17 protein-coding genes are annotated in these 14,852 nt (G+C 73.3%); 10 read left to right on the top strand and 7 right to left on the bottom strand.

The genetic code is table 11. The annotated features are described in order from the left end of the window. Positions 1–28: 28 nt before the first annotated feature. On the bottom strand, positions 29–427 hold the full coding sequence (locus ACFP2E_RS02510) for a DUF4446 family protein (protein WP_378522288.1): 399 nt from the start codon (positions 425–427) through the stop codon (positions 29–31). A 71-nt stretch (positions 428–498) separates the two neighbouring features. Between ACFP2E_RS02510 and ACFP2E_RS02505 the strand changes: the two genes are divergently transcribed. From ACFP2E_RS02505 to ACFP2E_RS02480, 6 genes are all read left to right on the top strand, one after another. Beyond that, a complete protein-coding gene (locus tag ACFP2E_RS02505; protein WP_378522287.1) occupies positions 499–1,353 on the top strand; it encodes a prephenate dehydratase in 855 nt (284 codons plus the stop codon). 45 nt (positions 1,354–1,398) lie between these two features. Then, positions 1,399–2,079, top strand: a complete 681-nt coding sequence (gene larB / locus ACFP2E_RS02500) for a nickel pincer cofactor biosynthesis protein LarB (RefSeq protein ID WP_378522286.1) — start codon at positions 1,399–1,401, stop codon at positions 2,077–2,079. Next, positions 2,076–3,275: a nickel pincer cofactor biosynthesis protein LarC gene (gene larC / locus ACFP2E_RS02495; protein ID WP_378522285.1), complete on the top strand. Its 1,200-nt coding sequence runs from the start codon at positions 2,076–2,078 to the stop codon at positions 3,273–3,275. The genes larB and larC overlap by 4 nt, the downstream gene beginning before the upstream one ends. Positions 3,276–3,296: 21 nt before the next feature. After that, positions 3,297–3,905, top strand: a complete 609-nt coding sequence (locus ACFP2E_RS02490; RefSeq protein WP_378522284.1) for a TMEM165/GDT1 family protein — start codon at positions 3,297–3,299, stop codon at positions 3,903–3,905. Between the two features lie 108 nt (positions 3,906–4,013). Beyond that, a complete protein-coding gene (locus ACFP2E_RS02485) occupies positions 4,014–4,394 on the top strand; it encodes a Crp/Fnr family transcriptional regulator (RefSeq protein ID WP_378522283.1) in 381 nt (126 codons plus the stop codon). Between the two features lie 8 nt (positions 4,395–4,402). Further along, positions 4,403–5,536 carry an adenylate/guanylate cyclase domain-containing protein gene (locus tag ACFP2E_RS02480; RefSeq protein WP_378522282.1) on the top strand — a complete coding sequence of 378 codons (1,134 nt, stop codon included), beginning with the start codon at positions 4,403–4,405 and terminating at the stop codon, positions 5,534–5,536. Here the strand turns inward: ACFP2E_RS02480 and ACFP2E_RS02475 are convergent. Continuing rightward, positions 5,517–6,977: a SulP family inorganic anion transporter gene (locus ACFP2E_RS02475; protein WP_378522507.1), complete on the bottom strand. Its 1,461-nt coding sequence runs from the start codon at positions 6,975–6,977 to the stop codon at positions 5,517–5,519. The two genes, ACFP2E_RS02480 and ACFP2E_RS02475, sit on opposite strands and share 20 nt — an antisense overlap. A gap of 287 nt (positions 6,978–7,264) precedes the next feature. Here ACFP2E_RS02475 and ACFP2E_RS02470 point away from each other — a divergent pair, with 287 nt between their 5' ends. Further along, on the top strand, positions 7,265–8,506 hold the full coding sequence (locus ACFP2E_RS02470; protein WP_378522281.1) for an arginine deiminase: 1,242 nt from the start codon (positions 7,265–7,267) through the stop codon (positions 8,504–8,506). Between the two features lie 217 nt (positions 8,507–8,723). On the opposite strand, the gene ACFP2E_RS02465 is transcribed toward ACFP2E_RS02470, so the two are convergent. Beyond that, the gene (locus ACFP2E_RS02465; RefSeq protein WP_378522280.1) at positions 8,724–9,668 is read right to left on the bottom strand and encodes a DUF5926 family protein; all 945 of its coding nucleotides are present in this window, start codon (positions 9,666–9,668) and stop codon (positions 8,724–8,726) included. A 9-nt stretch (positions 9,669–9,677) separates the two neighbouring features. Continuing rightward, positions 9,678–10,475, bottom strand: a complete 798-nt coding sequence (locus ACFP2E_RS02460; RefSeq protein ID WP_378522279.1) for a glycerophosphodiester phosphodiesterase — start codon at positions 10,473–10,475, stop codon at positions 9,678–9,680. 126 nt (positions 10,476–10,601) lie between these two features. Between ACFP2E_RS02460 and ACFP2E_RS02455 the strand changes: the two genes are divergently transcribed. Beyond that, on the top strand, positions 10,602–11,822 hold the full coding sequence (locus ACFP2E_RS02455; RefSeq protein WP_378522278.1) for an ATP-binding protein: 1,221 nt from the start codon (positions 10,602–10,604) through the stop codon (positions 11,820–11,822). 50 nt (positions 11,823–11,872) lie between these two features. Here ACFP2E_RS02455 and ACFP2E_RS02450 read toward each other — a convergent pair whose 3' ends face one another. Continuing rightward, entirely contained in the window at positions 11,873–12,154 is a 282-nt protein-coding gene (locus ACFP2E_RS02450) for a hypothetical protein (protein WP_378522277.1), read from the bottom strand. Positions 12,155–12,244: 90 nt separating this feature from the next. On the opposite strand from ACFP2E_RS02450, the gene ACFP2E_RS02445 reads away from it, so the two are divergent. Then, the gene (locus ACFP2E_RS02445) at positions 12,245–13,111 is read left to right on the top strand and encodes an Fpg/Nei family DNA glycosylase (RefSeq protein ID WP_378522276.1); all 867 of its coding nucleotides are present in this window, start codon (positions 12,245–12,247) and stop codon (positions 13,109–13,111) included. Positions 13,112–13,158: 47 nt separating this feature from the next. Next, complete coding sequence (locus ACFP2E_RS02440; RefSeq protein ID WP_378522275.1) at positions 13,159–13,494, top strand: rhodanese-like domain-containing protein; 336 nt, start codon at positions 13,159–13,161, stop codon at positions 13,492–13,494. A 1-nt stretch (position 13,495) separates the two neighbouring features. On the opposite strand, the gene ACFP2E_RS02435 is transcribed toward ACFP2E_RS02440, so the two are convergent. Together ACFP2E_RS02435 and aat are read right to left on the bottom strand one after the other, a co-directional pair. Next, positions 13,496–14,062, bottom strand: coding sequence for a hypothetical protein (locus ACFP2E_RS02435; protein ID WP_378522274.1), 567 nt, complete (start codon positions 14,060–14,062; stop codon positions 13,496–13,498). 43 nt (positions 14,063–14,105) lie between these two features. Next, positions 14,106–14,840, bottom strand: coding sequence for a leucyl/phenylalanyl-tRNA--protein transferase (gene aat / locus ACFP2E_RS02430; RefSeq protein WP_378522273.1), 735 nt, complete (start codon positions 14,838–14,840; stop codon positions 14,106–14,108). Between the last annotated feature and the right edge of the window lie 12 nt (positions 14,841–14,852).

Below are 14,852 nucleotides of genomic sequence, written 5' to 3'. Positions count from 1 at the left end.
GGGCTGATCGGTCAGCCCGCGAGGAACGTCAGCGGGGGCGGGCCCCCGCGATCGCCTCCTCCTCCTCCGGCGACAGCGGCTGCGCGCAGCTCCACGACTCGATGCTCTTGGCATAGCTGCGGGCCTCGCTGCGGCCGTGGATCGACGTCAGCACCACGCCGTGGCCGCCGTCGTCGAGCAGCGCGAGCGACCAGGACAGGTGGCCGCCCATGTCGCCGAAGGCGTCGTACCGGACGACGCCCATGTGGCGCAGCGCGTCGCGAGCCTCGGCGCGCAGCGCCGCGACCTCCTGGCGCAGCCCGTGGACGTCCTCGGGCAGCGCGTCGGCCCCCAGCCGGCGGCGGCCGGCGGCCTGGTTGCGCAGGGCCACGAGGGCCAGCAGGGCGGCGAGGGCGGCCAGGGCGAGGGTCAGGAGGTCGAGCACCACGCGCCGAAGCCTATGTTCGGCACGCGGTCGCACCGCGGCGGCACGAGGGGGCACGTGGAAAAATGGCGCAGGTGACCCAGCAGCGACTGACCTCCCGACGCATCGCCTACCAGGGCGAGCCCGGCTCCAACTCCCACCTGGTGTGCAAGCGGCACTACCCGGAGGCTGAGGCAGTCGCGTGCGCCTCGTTCGAGGACGTCTTCGCGGCCGTCGAGGGCGGCGAGGCCGACCTGGCGATGATCCCGATCGACAACTCGATCGCGGGCCGGGTGGCCGACATCCACCACTTCCTGCCCACCTCGAACCTGCACATCGTCGCCGAGCACTTCCTGCGCATCCAGTTCTCGCTGATGGCCACCGAGGGCGCCACGCTCGAGTCGATCAAGACCGTGCACAGCCACGTGCACGCGCTCGGCCAGTGCCGCCGCGTGATCCGCGAGCTCGGGCTCACCCCGCTCATCTCCGGCGACACCGCCGGCGCCGCCCGTGAGATCGCCGAGGCCCAGGACCCCACCCAGGTGGCGATCGCGCCGCCGCTGGCCGCCGAGATCTACGGGCTGAAGATCCTGCGCCACGACGTCGAGGACGAGGAGCACAACACCACCCGGTTCGTGGTGCTCTCGAAGGAGTACGTCGAGGCGCCGCCCGACAACGGCCCGATCGTCACGTCGTTCATCTTCAACGTCCGCAACCTGCCCGCCGCGCTCTACAAGGCGCTCGGCGGCTTCGCAACCAACGGCGTCAACATGACCAAGCTCGAGAGCTACATGGTCGACGGGGAGTTCACCGCGACCCAGTTCCTCGCCGAGGTCGACGGCCACCCGGAGCACCCGCCCGTGGCGCGGGCGCTCGAGGAGCTCGAGTTCTTCACCCACGAGGTGAAGATCCTCGGCGTCTACCCCGCCGACCCCGAGCGCCGCACCTGACTCGCCACTTCGTGGCAGAGGCGTGGCGGGGGTTAGATTCGGGCCGTGAGTGAGGACGGACGTACCGAGGACCTGGGCTTCGCCCGGGTCGACCTGGACCGGGCCCGCCGGACCGGTGACGCCGAGGTGGTCTACGGCGCGGGCAAGACGCCCGATCAGGTCGTGGCCATCCTGCAGACGCTGCACGCCAAGCACCCCGACCGCGCCGTGCTCGCGACCCGCCTCTCCGACGAGGCGCTGCACGCCGTGGCCGAGGCCGGCGCCGACGTCGACCTCGTCGCCCGGGCCGCCACCATGGGGCCGATGCCCGCGGGCCTGGGCAACGTCACGGTCGTGTGCGCCGGCACCTCCGACGGCCCCGTCGCCCGCGAGGCCGCGCTGACCGCGCGGGTCCACGGGGCGGGCGTGACCGAGATCCACGACGTGGGCGTCGCCGGCCTGCACCGGCTGCTGAACGTGCGCGACCAGCTCGAGGATGCCGACTGCCTCGTCGTCGTCGCCGGCATGGAGGGCGCGCTGCCGTCCGTGGTGGGCGGCCTGGTGGGCGTGCCGATGATCGCCGTCCCCACCAGCGTCGGGTACGGCGCGTCCCTGGGCGGGGTCGCCGCGCTGCTGGCGATGCTCAACTCCTGTGCGCCGGGGATCACCGTGGTCAACATCGACAACGGCTACGGCGCCGGCGTCGCCGCCGCCCGGATCGCGCGCCGCGTGGGCGCGAAGGCATGACCGTCTGGGTGGACGCGTCGTCGGGAGCCAGCGGCGACATGCTGCTCGGCGCGCTCGTCGGCGCCGGAGTCCCCGTCGAGGTGCTGCAGCGCGCGGTCGACGCGGTCTCCCCCGAGCCGGTGGCGCTCCGGGTCGAGCGGGTGCAGCGGGGCGGGCTCGCCGCTACCCGGTGCCACGTCGACATCGCCGACTCCGTCCACCACCGCGCCTGGCACGACGTCCGCGACCTGTTGGTCGCGGCGCCGCTCGAGGAGGCGGTCCGGGCCCTCGCGCTGCGCATCTTCGAGCGGCTCGCGGTGGCCGAGGCGACCGTGCACGGCACCGAGCCGGACCAGGTCCACTTCCACGAGGTCGGCGCCCTCGACGCGATCGCCGACGTCGTCGGCGCCGCAGCCGGCTTCACCCACCTGCTCGAGAAGGCCTCCGGTCCCCGCGACGTCGTCGTCTCGCCCGTGGCCGTCGGCTCCGGCAGCGTCCGCACCGCCCACGGCGTCCTCCCGGTGCCACCACCCGCGGTCGCCGAGCTGCTGCGCGGCGTCCCGTCGTACGCCGGGCCCGACGGCGCGCCGCAGATGGAGCTGTGCACCCCCACCGGCGCCGCCGTCCTCACGACCGTCGCAACGGGCTGGGGACCCCAGCCGCCGATGTCCACCTCGGCGATCGGGGTCGGTGCCGGCGGCCGCGACCCCGAGGGCCACGCGAACGCGCTGCGGCTGCTGGTCGGCGAGCCGGTCCCGGGCAGCGGGGGCGGCAGCGGCGCGCTGCTGCTCGAGGCCAACGTCGACGACCTCGACCCGCGCGTGTGGCCGGCGGTCATCGCCGCCCTCCTGGCCGCCGGGGCCAGCGACGCGTGGCTGACGCCGATCCTGATGAAGAAGGGCCGTCCCGCCCACACCCTCAGCGTGCTCGTGGCCGCGGACCGGGCCGAGGCCGTACGCAGCACCGTCTTCCGCGAGACCTCGACGATCGGGCTGCGCGAGCAGCCGCTCGCCAAGCACGCCCTCGACCGCGAGATGGTCGCCGTCGAGGTCGACGGCCAGCTGATCGCGGTCAAGCTGGCCCGCCACCACGGCACCCTGGTCAACGCCCAGCCGGAGTACGACGACGTGGCCCGCGCGGCCGCGGCGCTCGGTCGGCCGGTCGCCGACGTGCTGGCCGAGGCGTCCGCGCTCAGCCGCGCGTACTTCGCGCGCTGACGCGTCTGGGAGGATCGCGCGGTGGATCTGACCATCGTCGGGCTGACCTTCGCCGCCATCTTCCTGGTCGAGCTCCCCGACAAGACCTTCATCGCCACCCTGGTCCTCTCCACGCGGTTTCGCGGCCTGCTCGTCTGGATCGGGGTGGGGCTCGCGTTCGCCGTGCAGACCACGATCGCGGTCCTGCTCGGATCCGCCGCCGCCCTCCTTCCGACCACGTGGGTCCGGCTGGCGGCCGCGACGCTCTTCCTCGCAGGGGCGGTGCTGCTCTTCCGCGAGGCCCGCGGCGCCGACGCCCACGAGGCCGACACGGAGGCGGAATTCGCCGGGAAGGCCTCGGCGAGGGGCGGCGCCCACGGGCTGCGGGCGGTGGGCGCCAGCTTCCTCGTGCTCTTCGCCGCCGAGTGGGGCGACCTGTCCCAGCTGCTGACGCTCTCGCTGGTCGCGAAGTACTCCGACCCCGCCAGCGTGTTCGTGGGCGCGCTCGCTGCGCTGCTGGCGGTGAGCGGCCTCGCGGTGGTCGTCGGCCGGGTGCTTCTTCGTCGGGTGCGACTGCGCACCCTCCACCTGCTGGGGGCCGGCGTCTGCCTCCTCCTCTTCGCGATCACCGTCTACGAGCTGGTGTCCTGAGCGCCACATTCGCTGGACAGCCCGCCGGGGCTCGGGGAGGATCCGGACCGGGAGGAGCGACGTGAGGGGGGACGGCCCGCGTGCCCCCGTGATCCGAGAGGTCGAGCAGTGCCCATCTTCGACGGATTCACCGACGCCGAGGTCGAGGCGATCAAGAACGCCGGCACCTACGTCACCACCCCGGCCGACTGGTCCCCCATCTGGGAGCAGACGCCGGCCGACAAGGCCTACATCCTGCTCTCCGGCGAGGTCTCGGTCCGCCGCGACGGCCAGGAGGTCGCCCGCCTCGGGCCGGGCGAGGTCATCGGCGAGGCCGGGGTCATGCAGGGCAAGCTGCGCAACGCCTCGATCGTCAGCCTGACCAGGCTCGAGATGCTCCACTTCACCAGCGACGCCCTGCGCCTGCTCTGCGACGAGGTGCCCGCCTTCCGCAAGGCCCTCGACCGAGCCGCCGAGGAGCGCCTCGGCGCCACCCGGTCGGACGGCTGAGGCCGGCCTTGGCCGAGGGACGCCCGCTCGCGCCGCCCGAGGAGGTCGAGGCCGCGCTGCTCGGCGAGCCGCGCACGTTCACGCGCGTGCAGGTCGCCGAGCGCGCCGGCGTCCCCCTGGAGGTGGCCGAGGAGCTGTGGCAGCAGCTCGGCTTCCCGCACACCGCCGACGACGACGTCGCGTTCACCGAGGCCGACGTCCGGGCGCTCCGGCAGACCAGTGACCTGATCTCCCTGGGAATCCTGGAGCCGGACTCGCAGTCGGCCCTGGTGCGCACCTGGGGCCGCAGCTTCGCCCGGCTGGCGGAGTGGCAGGTCGGGCTGCTGACCGGCCTCGCCGTGGAGGGCCCCGACCCCGAGGAGCGGCTGACGACGCTGATGGACGCCGTCATCCCCGGGATCGAGGAGCTGCAGGCCTACGTGTGGCGCCGCCACCTCGCCAGCGCCGCCAGCCGGCTCCTCACCACTGCGTCGGTGACCCAGGGCAGCCCGACGACCACGGCCGCCGTCGCGTTCGTCGACATCGTCGGGTACACCGGCCGCAGCAAGAACCTCGGCCACGCGGAGCTGGTCGACCTCGTGGAGCACTTCGAGGACCAGGTCACCAGGACCGTGGTGGAGCACGGCGGCCGCGTCATCAAGACGATCGGGGACGAGGTCTTGTTCGTCACCGACGACCCGAGGGCCGCCGCGGAGGTGGCACTCGCGGTGACCGAGCGCGGCGCCGACGACGAGGACCCCTTCCCGCAGGTGCGGGCCGGCATCGCCTACGGCGACGTGGTCAGCCGCCTCGGCGACGTGTTCGGGCCCACCGTCAACATCGCCGCCCGACTCACCTCGGTCGCCCGTCCCGGCACCGTGCTGGTCGACCGTGGCGCCTACGAGTTCCTCTCCGGTCCCGCCGCCGAGGACGACACCCGCACCGTCGAGATCCCCGTGCAGCGCGCGGCCACCGACGAGCCCGTCCTCGCGGGTCAGCCGGTCCAGGTCCTCGGCCGGCTCGTCGACCGGGCGGCCGAGGAGCTCGCCGAGCTCTCGCCGTACTCCGAGGCCGGCGGCTACCGGTTCCGCCGGATGACCCGGCGGCCGGTCAAGGGGTACTCCCGGCTGGAGCCGTTCGTCCTCAGGCGAGCTGGCCGCTGAGCCGCTCGTGCATGCTGGCGCTCGCCCGGTTCAGCCCGACGATCTCGACCCGCTTGCCCTTGCGCTCGTACTTGGTGACGATCCCGTCCAGCGCGGCAACCGTGGAGGCGTCCCACACGTGGGACAGGCCGAGGTCGACGACGACGTGCTCGGGGTCGTCGGCGTAGTCGAACTGGGTGTAGAGATCGTTGCTCGAGGCGAAGAACAGCTCGCCGGTCACGGTGTAGCGGGCGTGCACCCGGCCGTCGGCATCCTCGACGAGCTCGCGGTGCACCTCGGCGAGGTGGGCGACGCGGCGGGCGAACAGCGTCATCGCGACCAGCACGCCGACGACCACGCCGATCGCCAGGTTGTGGGTGGCGACGACCACGGCCACGGTCGAGACCATCACGGTGGTCTCCGACTTGGGCATCCGCCTCAGCGTGGCGGGAGCGACGCTGTGCCAGTCGAAGGTCGCCACCGCGACCATGATCATCACGGCGACCAGCGCGGCCATCGGGATCATGCCCACCAGGTCGCCGAACCCGACGACGAGCACGAGCAGCAGCAGACCGGCCATGAAGGTCGAGATCCGGGTGCGGGCGCCGGACGACTTCACGTTGATCATCGTCTGGCCGATCATCGCGCAGCCGCCCATGCCGCCGAAGAAGCCGGTGATGACGTTGGCGGCGCCCTGGCCGAGCGACTCGCGGGTCTTGTCCGACGGGGTGTCGGTGATGTCGTCGACCAGCTTCGCGGTGAGCAGCGACTCGAGCAGGCCGACCAGCGCCACCGCCAGCGCGAACGGCGCGATGATCCGGAGCGTCTCGAGGGTCAGCGGGACGTTCGGGAACAGCAGCGCGGGCAGGCTCTCGGGCAGGTCGCCCTGGTCGGACACGTCGGGCAGCGCCAGGCCGGCGGCCAGCGTGAAGGCCGTGATGACCACGATCGCGACCAGCGGACCCGGGACCGCATCGGTCACCTTCGGCGCGAGCACGATGAGGCCGATGCCGACGGCCACGAGCGGGTAGACCGGCCACGGAGCACCGACGAGGTAGGGCATCTGGGCCAGGAAGATCAGGATGGCCAGCGCGTTGACGAAGCCCACCATGACCGAGCGCGGCACGAAACGCATCAGCCGGGCGACGCCCGCGAGCCCCAGCAGCACCTGCAGGACGCCGCCGAGGATGACGGCCGCCAGCAGGTAGTCGACGCCGTGCTCGAGGGCCAGCGGCGCCACGACGAGCGCGATCGCTCCGGTCGCCGCGGAGATCATCGCCGGCCGGCCGCCCAGGAAGGCGATCGAGACGGCCATCGTGAACGACGCGAACAGGCCGAGGCGCGGGTCGACGCCGGCGATGATCGAGAACGAGATCGCCTCGGGGATCAGCGCGAGGGCGACGACGAGGCCGGCCACCACCTCGGTGCGGAGGCGGCGCGGGTCGCGCAGCGCGGCGAGCACGCTGTCGTCGCGGGCAGGGGCGGTCAGGGCAGCAGCGGACAAGGGTGTCTCCGGGATCGGACTCGGGCGGGCCGTCGTTGCGCTGCGCGCGGTACGGCGGGCCACGGGCCCGGACGGCGCGCGCGGCCGGCTGGAGTCTGGGGCTTGAAGTCTGGGCTGCGGAGGAGTGCGTGACGTCGCTCCGGCCTACCGAGGGTATCGCGCGCGCCCGCGGCGCCTCGAATCGTCGCTGTCCCGCGGGAAAGCCGGGAGGGGCGTGTCTGCCGCGTCGGCACTAGGCTTCGCCCATGACGACGCAGGACCAGGCCCCCCGCAAGCACGGCGCCGACAGCGAGGTGGGTCGCCTCCGCACGGTGATGCTCCACCGTCCGGGACCCGAGCTGAAGCGCCTGACCCCGCGCAACAACGACAAGCTGCTCTTCGACGGCATCCCGTGGGTCAGCCGCGCCCAGGAGGAGCACGACGCCTTCGCGCAGGCGCTGCGCGACCGCGACGTGGAGGTGCTCTACCTCACCGAGCTGCTCACCGAGACGCTGCAGCAGGACCAGGCCCGCCACCACGCGATCACCACCGCGCTGGGCGGCCTCCACCTCGGCGACACGCTGCGCAACTACCTCGCCCGCTACCTGCAGGACGCCTCGCCCGAGGACCTCACGACGTACCTCACGGCCGGTATCCGCAACGACGAGGTCCGCGGCGGCTTCGGGCTCGTCACCTCGCTCCTCGCGCACGACGACTTCCTGATCGACCCGCTGCCGAACCTGCTCTTCACCCGCGACTCCAGCGTCTGGGTGCGCGACCGGGTGGCGGTCACGTCGCTCGCGATGCCGGCCCGGGCCCGCGAGACCCAGCTGACCGAGCTGATCTACACCGCCCACCCGCGGTTCCAGGGCACCCGCAAGATCCACGGCTGGCACCACGAGCACGTCGAGGGCGGCGACGTGCTGCTCATGGCCCCGGGCGTCATCGCGGTGGGCGTCGGCGAGCGCACCACCCCGGCCGGCGTCGAGCGGCTGGCCCGGCAGGTGTTCCACGCCGACCTCGCACACACCGTGCTCGCCGTGCCGATCGCCCAGGAGCGGGCGACGATGCACCTCGACACCGTCTGCACGATGGTCGACGTCGACAAGATCGTCATGTACCCCAACGTCGCCGACTCGCTGCAGGCGTACGCCGTCACGGTGGCCGGCCGCGGCGAGGGCGCCCACGAGCTCGAGCTGCAGGTCGCCGACGCCGAGCCGTTCCTCGTGGCGGCCGCCAAGGCGATGGAGATCGACACCCTCCACCAGATCGACACCGGCCTCGACCCGGTGACCGCCGAGCGCGAGCAGTGGGACGACGGCAACAACACCCTGGCCCTCGCACCGCGGGTGGCAGTGGCCTACGAGCGCAACGACGAGACCAACGACCGGCTCGAGGAGGCCGGCATCGAGGTCGTCAGGATCGCCGGCTCGGAGCTCGGCTCCGGCCGTGGCGGGCCGCGCTGCATGAGCTGCCCGATCGATCGCGAGCCGCTGCCGGTGGACTGACCGGCAGCGGGCCGAGGGGCCTGCGAAAGAACCCGGAAATGTGAAGACCCGGCCGCTGTTGACGGGGGACACAACAACGACCGGGTAAAGAGGAATCTACTGTGCGTGGGGGCGTGACACAAGGCGCCCGCCCCCACGCGATTCACCCATCCGGGTGACGTCCGTCACCGCGGCGACGAACTGGTTGCAGAGGTCATCCGATCGGGCGCCCGAACGGTCACCGGATCGTGACCTGGCGGTTGGCCAGACCGTGCCGCGCGGAGCGCTCCTCGGCCGTGAGCGGGCTGTCGTCGGCGAGCGCGGCGGCCAGGTCGGCGGCGAACCGGTCGGCCGGCTCCTCGAGCGCCTCCGCGCCGGTGCCGACGGCGAGGTCCCACACCGGGGCGAGCAGGCCGTGGGCCCGGAACATGCCGACGAACCGGGACTCGGGAACCAGCACGTCCTTGCCGGCAGCGTGCAGCCGCGCGAGCGCGTCGAGCAGGGCGTCCTCGGGCTCGGGCATGACCCAGCGCAGGTGCTCCTTGCTGCCGACGCTGGTCCAGTAGGCGGCGGTGACGGACGTGAGCCGGGTGGTCGGCTGCGCCGCCTCGTTGGCCTGCTGGAGCGCGGCCGCCATCCCCGACTGGTCCTCGACGTCGGCGATCCAGAAGTCGAAGCCCTCGTGGACGGTCACGTCGAGCCCGTCGCCAGTCACCAGGTCCTGGAGCCGCGGCCCCTCGCCGGGTGCCTCGGTGAGGCCGACGATGCCGGTGTCCCCCGCCTCGGCCGCGTCGAGCGCCTTCACGAGCACGGCCCCGAGGTCGCGGGCGGGGTCGCCGTAGTTGTGCTGCACCTGGAGCCCGAGCCAGACCTCGCCGCTCTCCCGGACCATGGCCGGGGCCGCCATCGGCAGCAGCGAGCAGAGCTTCACCGTCCGGTCGCCGTCCTTCAGCGTCAGCGGAGCGGTGGCGGCGGGCACGAGCTCGCGCATCGCGATGACGTCGCACTCGGACGGCATCCCCTCGAAGGGGCGCGCCACGTAGACGGTCGGCGCTCCGGAGGCCGAGCCGTGGCAGGCCTTGTAGCGCCGACCGGAGCCGCACGGGCACGGCTGGCGCGGCCCCACCTCTCCCGGGGTGGCTGCTGCATGGTCACGGGCCTTGGTGCGGGAGCGCTTCGCCATGCGGGGAGGCTATCCGTCGCGCCCCTGCGGTCCGTCGAGCAGGTCGCGGATGTACGACGGACGGTCGGTGATCACCGACGAGACCCCGAGGTCCAGGCACATCCGGAGGTCCGCCGGGGTGTTCACGGTCCACACGTGGATCGGCCGGCCGCTGCGCACCAGGCGCTGGGCGAACTTCGGGTGCTCGCGCAGCTCGTCGACCCCGGGCCCGACGGCCCACCCCGGACCGACGACCTGCTTCAGGACCGGCCAGTGGTGGGCCTTCTCGACCAGCATCACCAGCGGCACCTCGGGGGCGAGCCGCTGCACCCGCTGCAGCGCGGAGTAGCTGAAGCTCATCACCCGGACCGGGGTCCCCGCGCGGTCCCAGCCGAAGTCGCGGAGCATCTCCACCAGCCGGCGCTCCACGAGTCCGCTGTAGCGGGTCGGATGCTTGGTCTCGATGGCCACCTCCACCCGTCGGCCCTGGTCGGCGACCGTCTCGAGCAGCTTGCGCAGCGTCAGCACCTTGTCGTGGTGCTCCTCGCGGTCCGGCGCCTCGTCGTCGAGGTCCGCCCACGGGTTCTTCCACGAGGCGAAGTCGAGGCTGTCGAGGTCGGCGAGCTCGAGCGTCGAGATGATGCCGCGACGACTCGCCGTACGCCGCAACGTGCGGTCGTGGACGCACACGAGGTGCCCGTCGGCGGTCAGCCGGACGTCGCACTCGAGCGCGTCCGCCCCCTCGTCGAGCGCGGCGAGGTAGGCCTTCAGCGTGTGCTCGGCGTTGTCGTGGCTGGCGCCCCGGTGGGCGACCACCTGCGGCCTCATGCCGCCGATTCTTGCGCGTGGTGGCCGGGACGCCGACCGACACGCCCGTACCCGGGCCCCACGACACGTCGAGGGCTCGATACGGAAATCTACGGCTCGGCCTAGAGACGCCGATACGTTCCGATCGTGGACCCGATCCGGAACCCCTACGCCCCCGGCGCCGGCCAGCGCCCGCCCGAGCTCGCCGGCCGCGACGAGCAGCTCGGCGCCTTCGACGTGGTGCTCGAGCGCGTGGCCCGGGGCCGCCCGGAGCGCAGCCTCGTCCTGACCGGGCTGCGCGGCGTGGGCAAGACCGTGCTGCTCAACGCACTCCGGTCGGCCGCGGTGCGCCGCCGCTGGGGCACCGGCAAGCTCGAGGCCCGTCCCGACCAGCCGTTGCGGCGGCCGTTGTCGAGCGCGCTGCACCAGGCCGTGCGCGAGCTCGGCCACCCGCAGTCGGACGACGTCGACCACGTCCTCGGCGTGATCCGGGCGTTCGCCCAGCGTGACGCCGGCGCCGGGGCGAAGCTGCGCGACCAGTGGAACCCCGGCATCGACGCGCCCGCCGTCCGCGGCCGTGCCGACTCCGGCGACATCGAGATCGACCTCGTCGAGCTCTTCACCGACCTCGGCGGGCTCGCCGCCGACGTCGGCAAGGGCGTCGCGGTGTTCATCGACGAGATGCAGGACCTCGGCCCCGACGACGTCTCCGCCCTCTGCGCCGCCTGCCACGAGATCAGCCAGTCCGGGCTGCCGGTCATCGTCGTCGGCGCGGGCCTGCCGCACCTCCCCGCCGTGCTCTCGGCCAGCAAGTCCTACTCCGAGCGGCTCTTCCGCTACCAGCGGATCGACCGGCTGGCGCGCGACGCCGCCGACCTGGCGCTGACGGCGCCCGCGCTCGAGGAGGACGCGGCGTACACCGGGGAGGCGCTGGCGGCGATGTACGCCGCGACCGGCGGCTACCCGTACTTCATCCAGGCCTACGGCAAGGCCGTGTGGGACCTCGCCCCGCGCTCCCCGATCACCGCCGAGGACGTCGCCGTCGCCGCGCCCGAGGCGGAGCGTGAGCTCGCGGTCGGGTTCTTCGGCAGCCGCTACGAGCGGGCGACGCCCGGCGAGCGCGACTACCTGCGTGCGATGGCCGACTCGGCGGCCGCGATCGCGGAGCGCGGCGAGGAGGAGCTCGACGACATCCAGAGCGTGCCGACGTCCGAGGTCGCCTCCGCCCTGGGCAAGAAGCCGCAGTCGCTCTCCCCCGCCCGGGACTCGCTGCTCAAGAAGGGGCTGATCTACTCCGGCGAGCGGGGCCGGATCGCGTTCACGGTGCCGCACTTCGGGCGGTACCTCCGCGAGCACGCCGGGGCCTAACGGGCAACTGCTGGCAGTTCGACCCGTCTACGCGGGGAACTGGTGGCAGGTCAGCCGGTCTGCGCGGGCAACTGGTGGCAGCTCGCGCCGAGGCCGGCGGCGAGGACCGCGATCAGCTCGGCGACGTCCTCGGCGGCGAGCCGGAACGAGCCGCTGCAGACGTTGTCGCGCCACAGCGAGAGCACGACCAGCCCGGCCCCCTGGTCGGCCCTGTCTCCCTCGGCTCCGACCCCACCGTCGTCGTGGTGCCAGGAGACCCGGAGCGCGCGCCCGTCACCGCGGGGGTCGAGGAACACCGACCCCGTCCGGGGCAGGGGCCGCGTGGCGGGCATGCCGCCATGATGCGTCGGGACGGCCGTCGCTGTCACCGGCCGTCCCCCAGATGGGGGAGGCCGGGGGGGCGGGGCAACTAGGCTGGGCGCGTGCCCGAGCTGCCCGAGGTCGAAGCCCTCGCGGCCGACCTGCGCGGTCGGCTGGAGGGGCGCGCGATCACCGCGGTGCACGTCGCCGCGTTCAGCGCGCTGAAGACCTTCGACCCGCCGCTGCGCGCCATCGAGGGGACGCTCGTCGACGACGTCACCCGGCACGGCAAGTTCCTCGACATCGAGGCCTCCGGGCTGCACCTCGTGCTCCACCTCGCCCGCGCCGGGTGGGTGCGCTGGCGCGACGAGGTGCCGGCGCTGCCGCCGAAGCCGAGCAGCAAGTCCACGCTGGCGGTGCGCGTGGTCCTGGACGACCAGTCCGGGCTCGACATCACCGAGGCCGGCACCCGCAAGAGCCTGGCGATGTACCTCGTCCGCGACCCGGCCGACGTCCCCGGCATCGCCTCGCTCGGCCCCGACCCGCTGGCAGACGACTTCACCGTCGACACCCTCCGCGGCATCCTCGCCGAGGCGGGCCGCGCCCAGATCAAGGGCGTGCTGCGCCACCAGGGCACCATCGCCGGCATCGGCAACGCCTACTCCGACGAGCTCCTGCACGCTGCCCGGATGTCGCCGTTCAAGCCGGCGAGCAGCCTCGACACGGACGACGTGCAGACGCTGTACGACGCGATCCGCGGCGTCCTCGGCGACGCCGTCGAGCGCTCGCGCGGCCTCCACGCCAGCGAGCTCAAGGGCGAGAAGAAGTCGCACCTCGCAGTCCACGGCCGCGCCGGCGAGCAGTGCCCGGTGTGCGGCGACGTGGTCCGGGAGGTCTCCTTCGCCGACTCGAGCCTCCAGTACTGTGCGACCTGCCAGACCGGCGGCAAGCCGCTGGCCGACCGCCGGATGTCCAAGCTGCTCAAGTGAGCCCGGCCTCCGGACCCACCAGCCACACACCCAGGGGGAGCACCGCCGTGCACGAGATCCCGACCGTGAGCGCCCACGAGCTCCCGAACCCGCTGCCCGAGGGGCTGCACGTCCTCGACGTCCGGGAGCCGGTCGAGTGGGCCCGCGGCCACATCGACGGCGCCGTGCACATCCCGCTCATGGAGCTCGGCCACCGGCTCGACGAGGTCCCCACCGGCCGCACCGTCGTGGTGTGCAAGATCGGCGGCCGCTCCGCCCAGGCGGTCGCCTGGCTCGGTCAGCAGGGCCGCGACGTGGTCAACCTCGACGGCGGGATGATCGGGTGGGCGGAGGCCGGCCGGCCGATGGTCAGCGACACCGGCGAGCCTGCGCAGGTCGTCTGACCTACGGCGACTCGGTCAACCCCTCGAGCTCGCCCTCCAGCTCGCCCATCTGGTCCTCGAGCTGGGACTCCAGGTCGCCGAGCTCGCCCTCGAGGTCGCCGAGCTCCTTCTCGAGGTCCTCCATGCCCGGGATCTCCATCGGGCACTCCTTCGCGACGAACTGCGAGAAGGCCTCGCCGGCCTTGTCCTGCTCCTCGCTCCAGTCCTCGCCGAGGTCCTCGATGTCCTGAGCCGAGGTGTCGGCGTCGATCTCGCCGAGGGTGTCGACCACGAGCTCGAAGCCGTCACGGGCCTCCTCGGACATGTCCTCCGGCGTGCCGACCTCGGCGAGCCTGTCGCCCCACTGCCGCATCATCTCGGCAGCCTCCTCGTCGGACGGCACCTCGGAGAAGTCCATGTCGTCGAAGACCGACAGGTAGGCACCGCAGAAGTCCTCGGTCGAGGCATTGTCGGGCGCGCTGCTGCCGCCGTCGCTGCCACATCCTGCGAGGCCCGCGGCGGCGAGGCCCGCCACCAGCGCGGCGCGTCCGATCCGGTTGCCGATCCGTCCCCGAAGTGCTCTGCCCATCTGAACCGTGCCCATCCGAACCGTGCCCATCCGAAGTGCCCCCTCACGAGCTCGCGTCCGCCGGGCCTGTCCGCCCCGGCGCGGAGCCCCCATCCTGCCACTCCACGAGGGCCGCGGGCAGGGGCGTGGCCAGCAGGTGGGGCAACCGCGCGAGGTAGGCCGTGCGACTCACCTCCTCGACCCCCAGGCTGGCGAGGTGGGGCGTGACCCACTGGGTGTCGATGAGCCGGGCGTCCGCCCGTCCGTCGTCCAGCAGCCGCACCAGGCCGAGCAGGGCGACCTTCGAGGCGTCCCGCTCCCGGTGGAACATCGACTCGCCGGCGAACAGCCCGCCGATCGCGACGCCGTAGAGCCCGCCGACCAGCCGGTCGCCCCGCCACGCCTCCACGGAATGGACCCAGCCGAGCTCGTGCAGCCGCAGGTACGCCGCCCGGACCCGGTCGTCGATCCAGGCGCCCTCGCGGCGCGGGTCGGCGCAGGCCTCGATCACCTCGGCACAGGCGGTGTCGACCCGGATCTCGAGCTCGCGGGCGGAGCGGCGCAGCGAGCGGGAGACCCGCAGCCCGTCGACCCGCAGCACGCCACGGCGCACCGGGCTCCACCAGTACATCGGGTCCCCGGGCGCCCCCACCGGCATCGGGAAGAGCCCGCGGCGGTAGGCCGACAGCAGCGTCCCCGGCTCCAGGTCGGCGCCCGCGCCGACGAGGTCGTCGGCCGGGTCCCACCGGCCCGGGTCCGGGAAGGCCCAGCCCGTGGGCGGCGGCTCGACGGGGGGCACGGGTCGACCGTA

Origin of the sequence: Nocardioides sp. GCM10027114, assembly GCF_042659625.1 — a bacterium.
Classification (GTDB): Bacteria; Actinomycetota; Actinomycetes; order Propionibacteriales; family Nocardioidaceae; genus Nocardioides.
The sequence above is the reverse complement of the archived record's forward strand: the minus strand, read 5'-3'. Positions and strand labels throughout refer to the sequence as shown.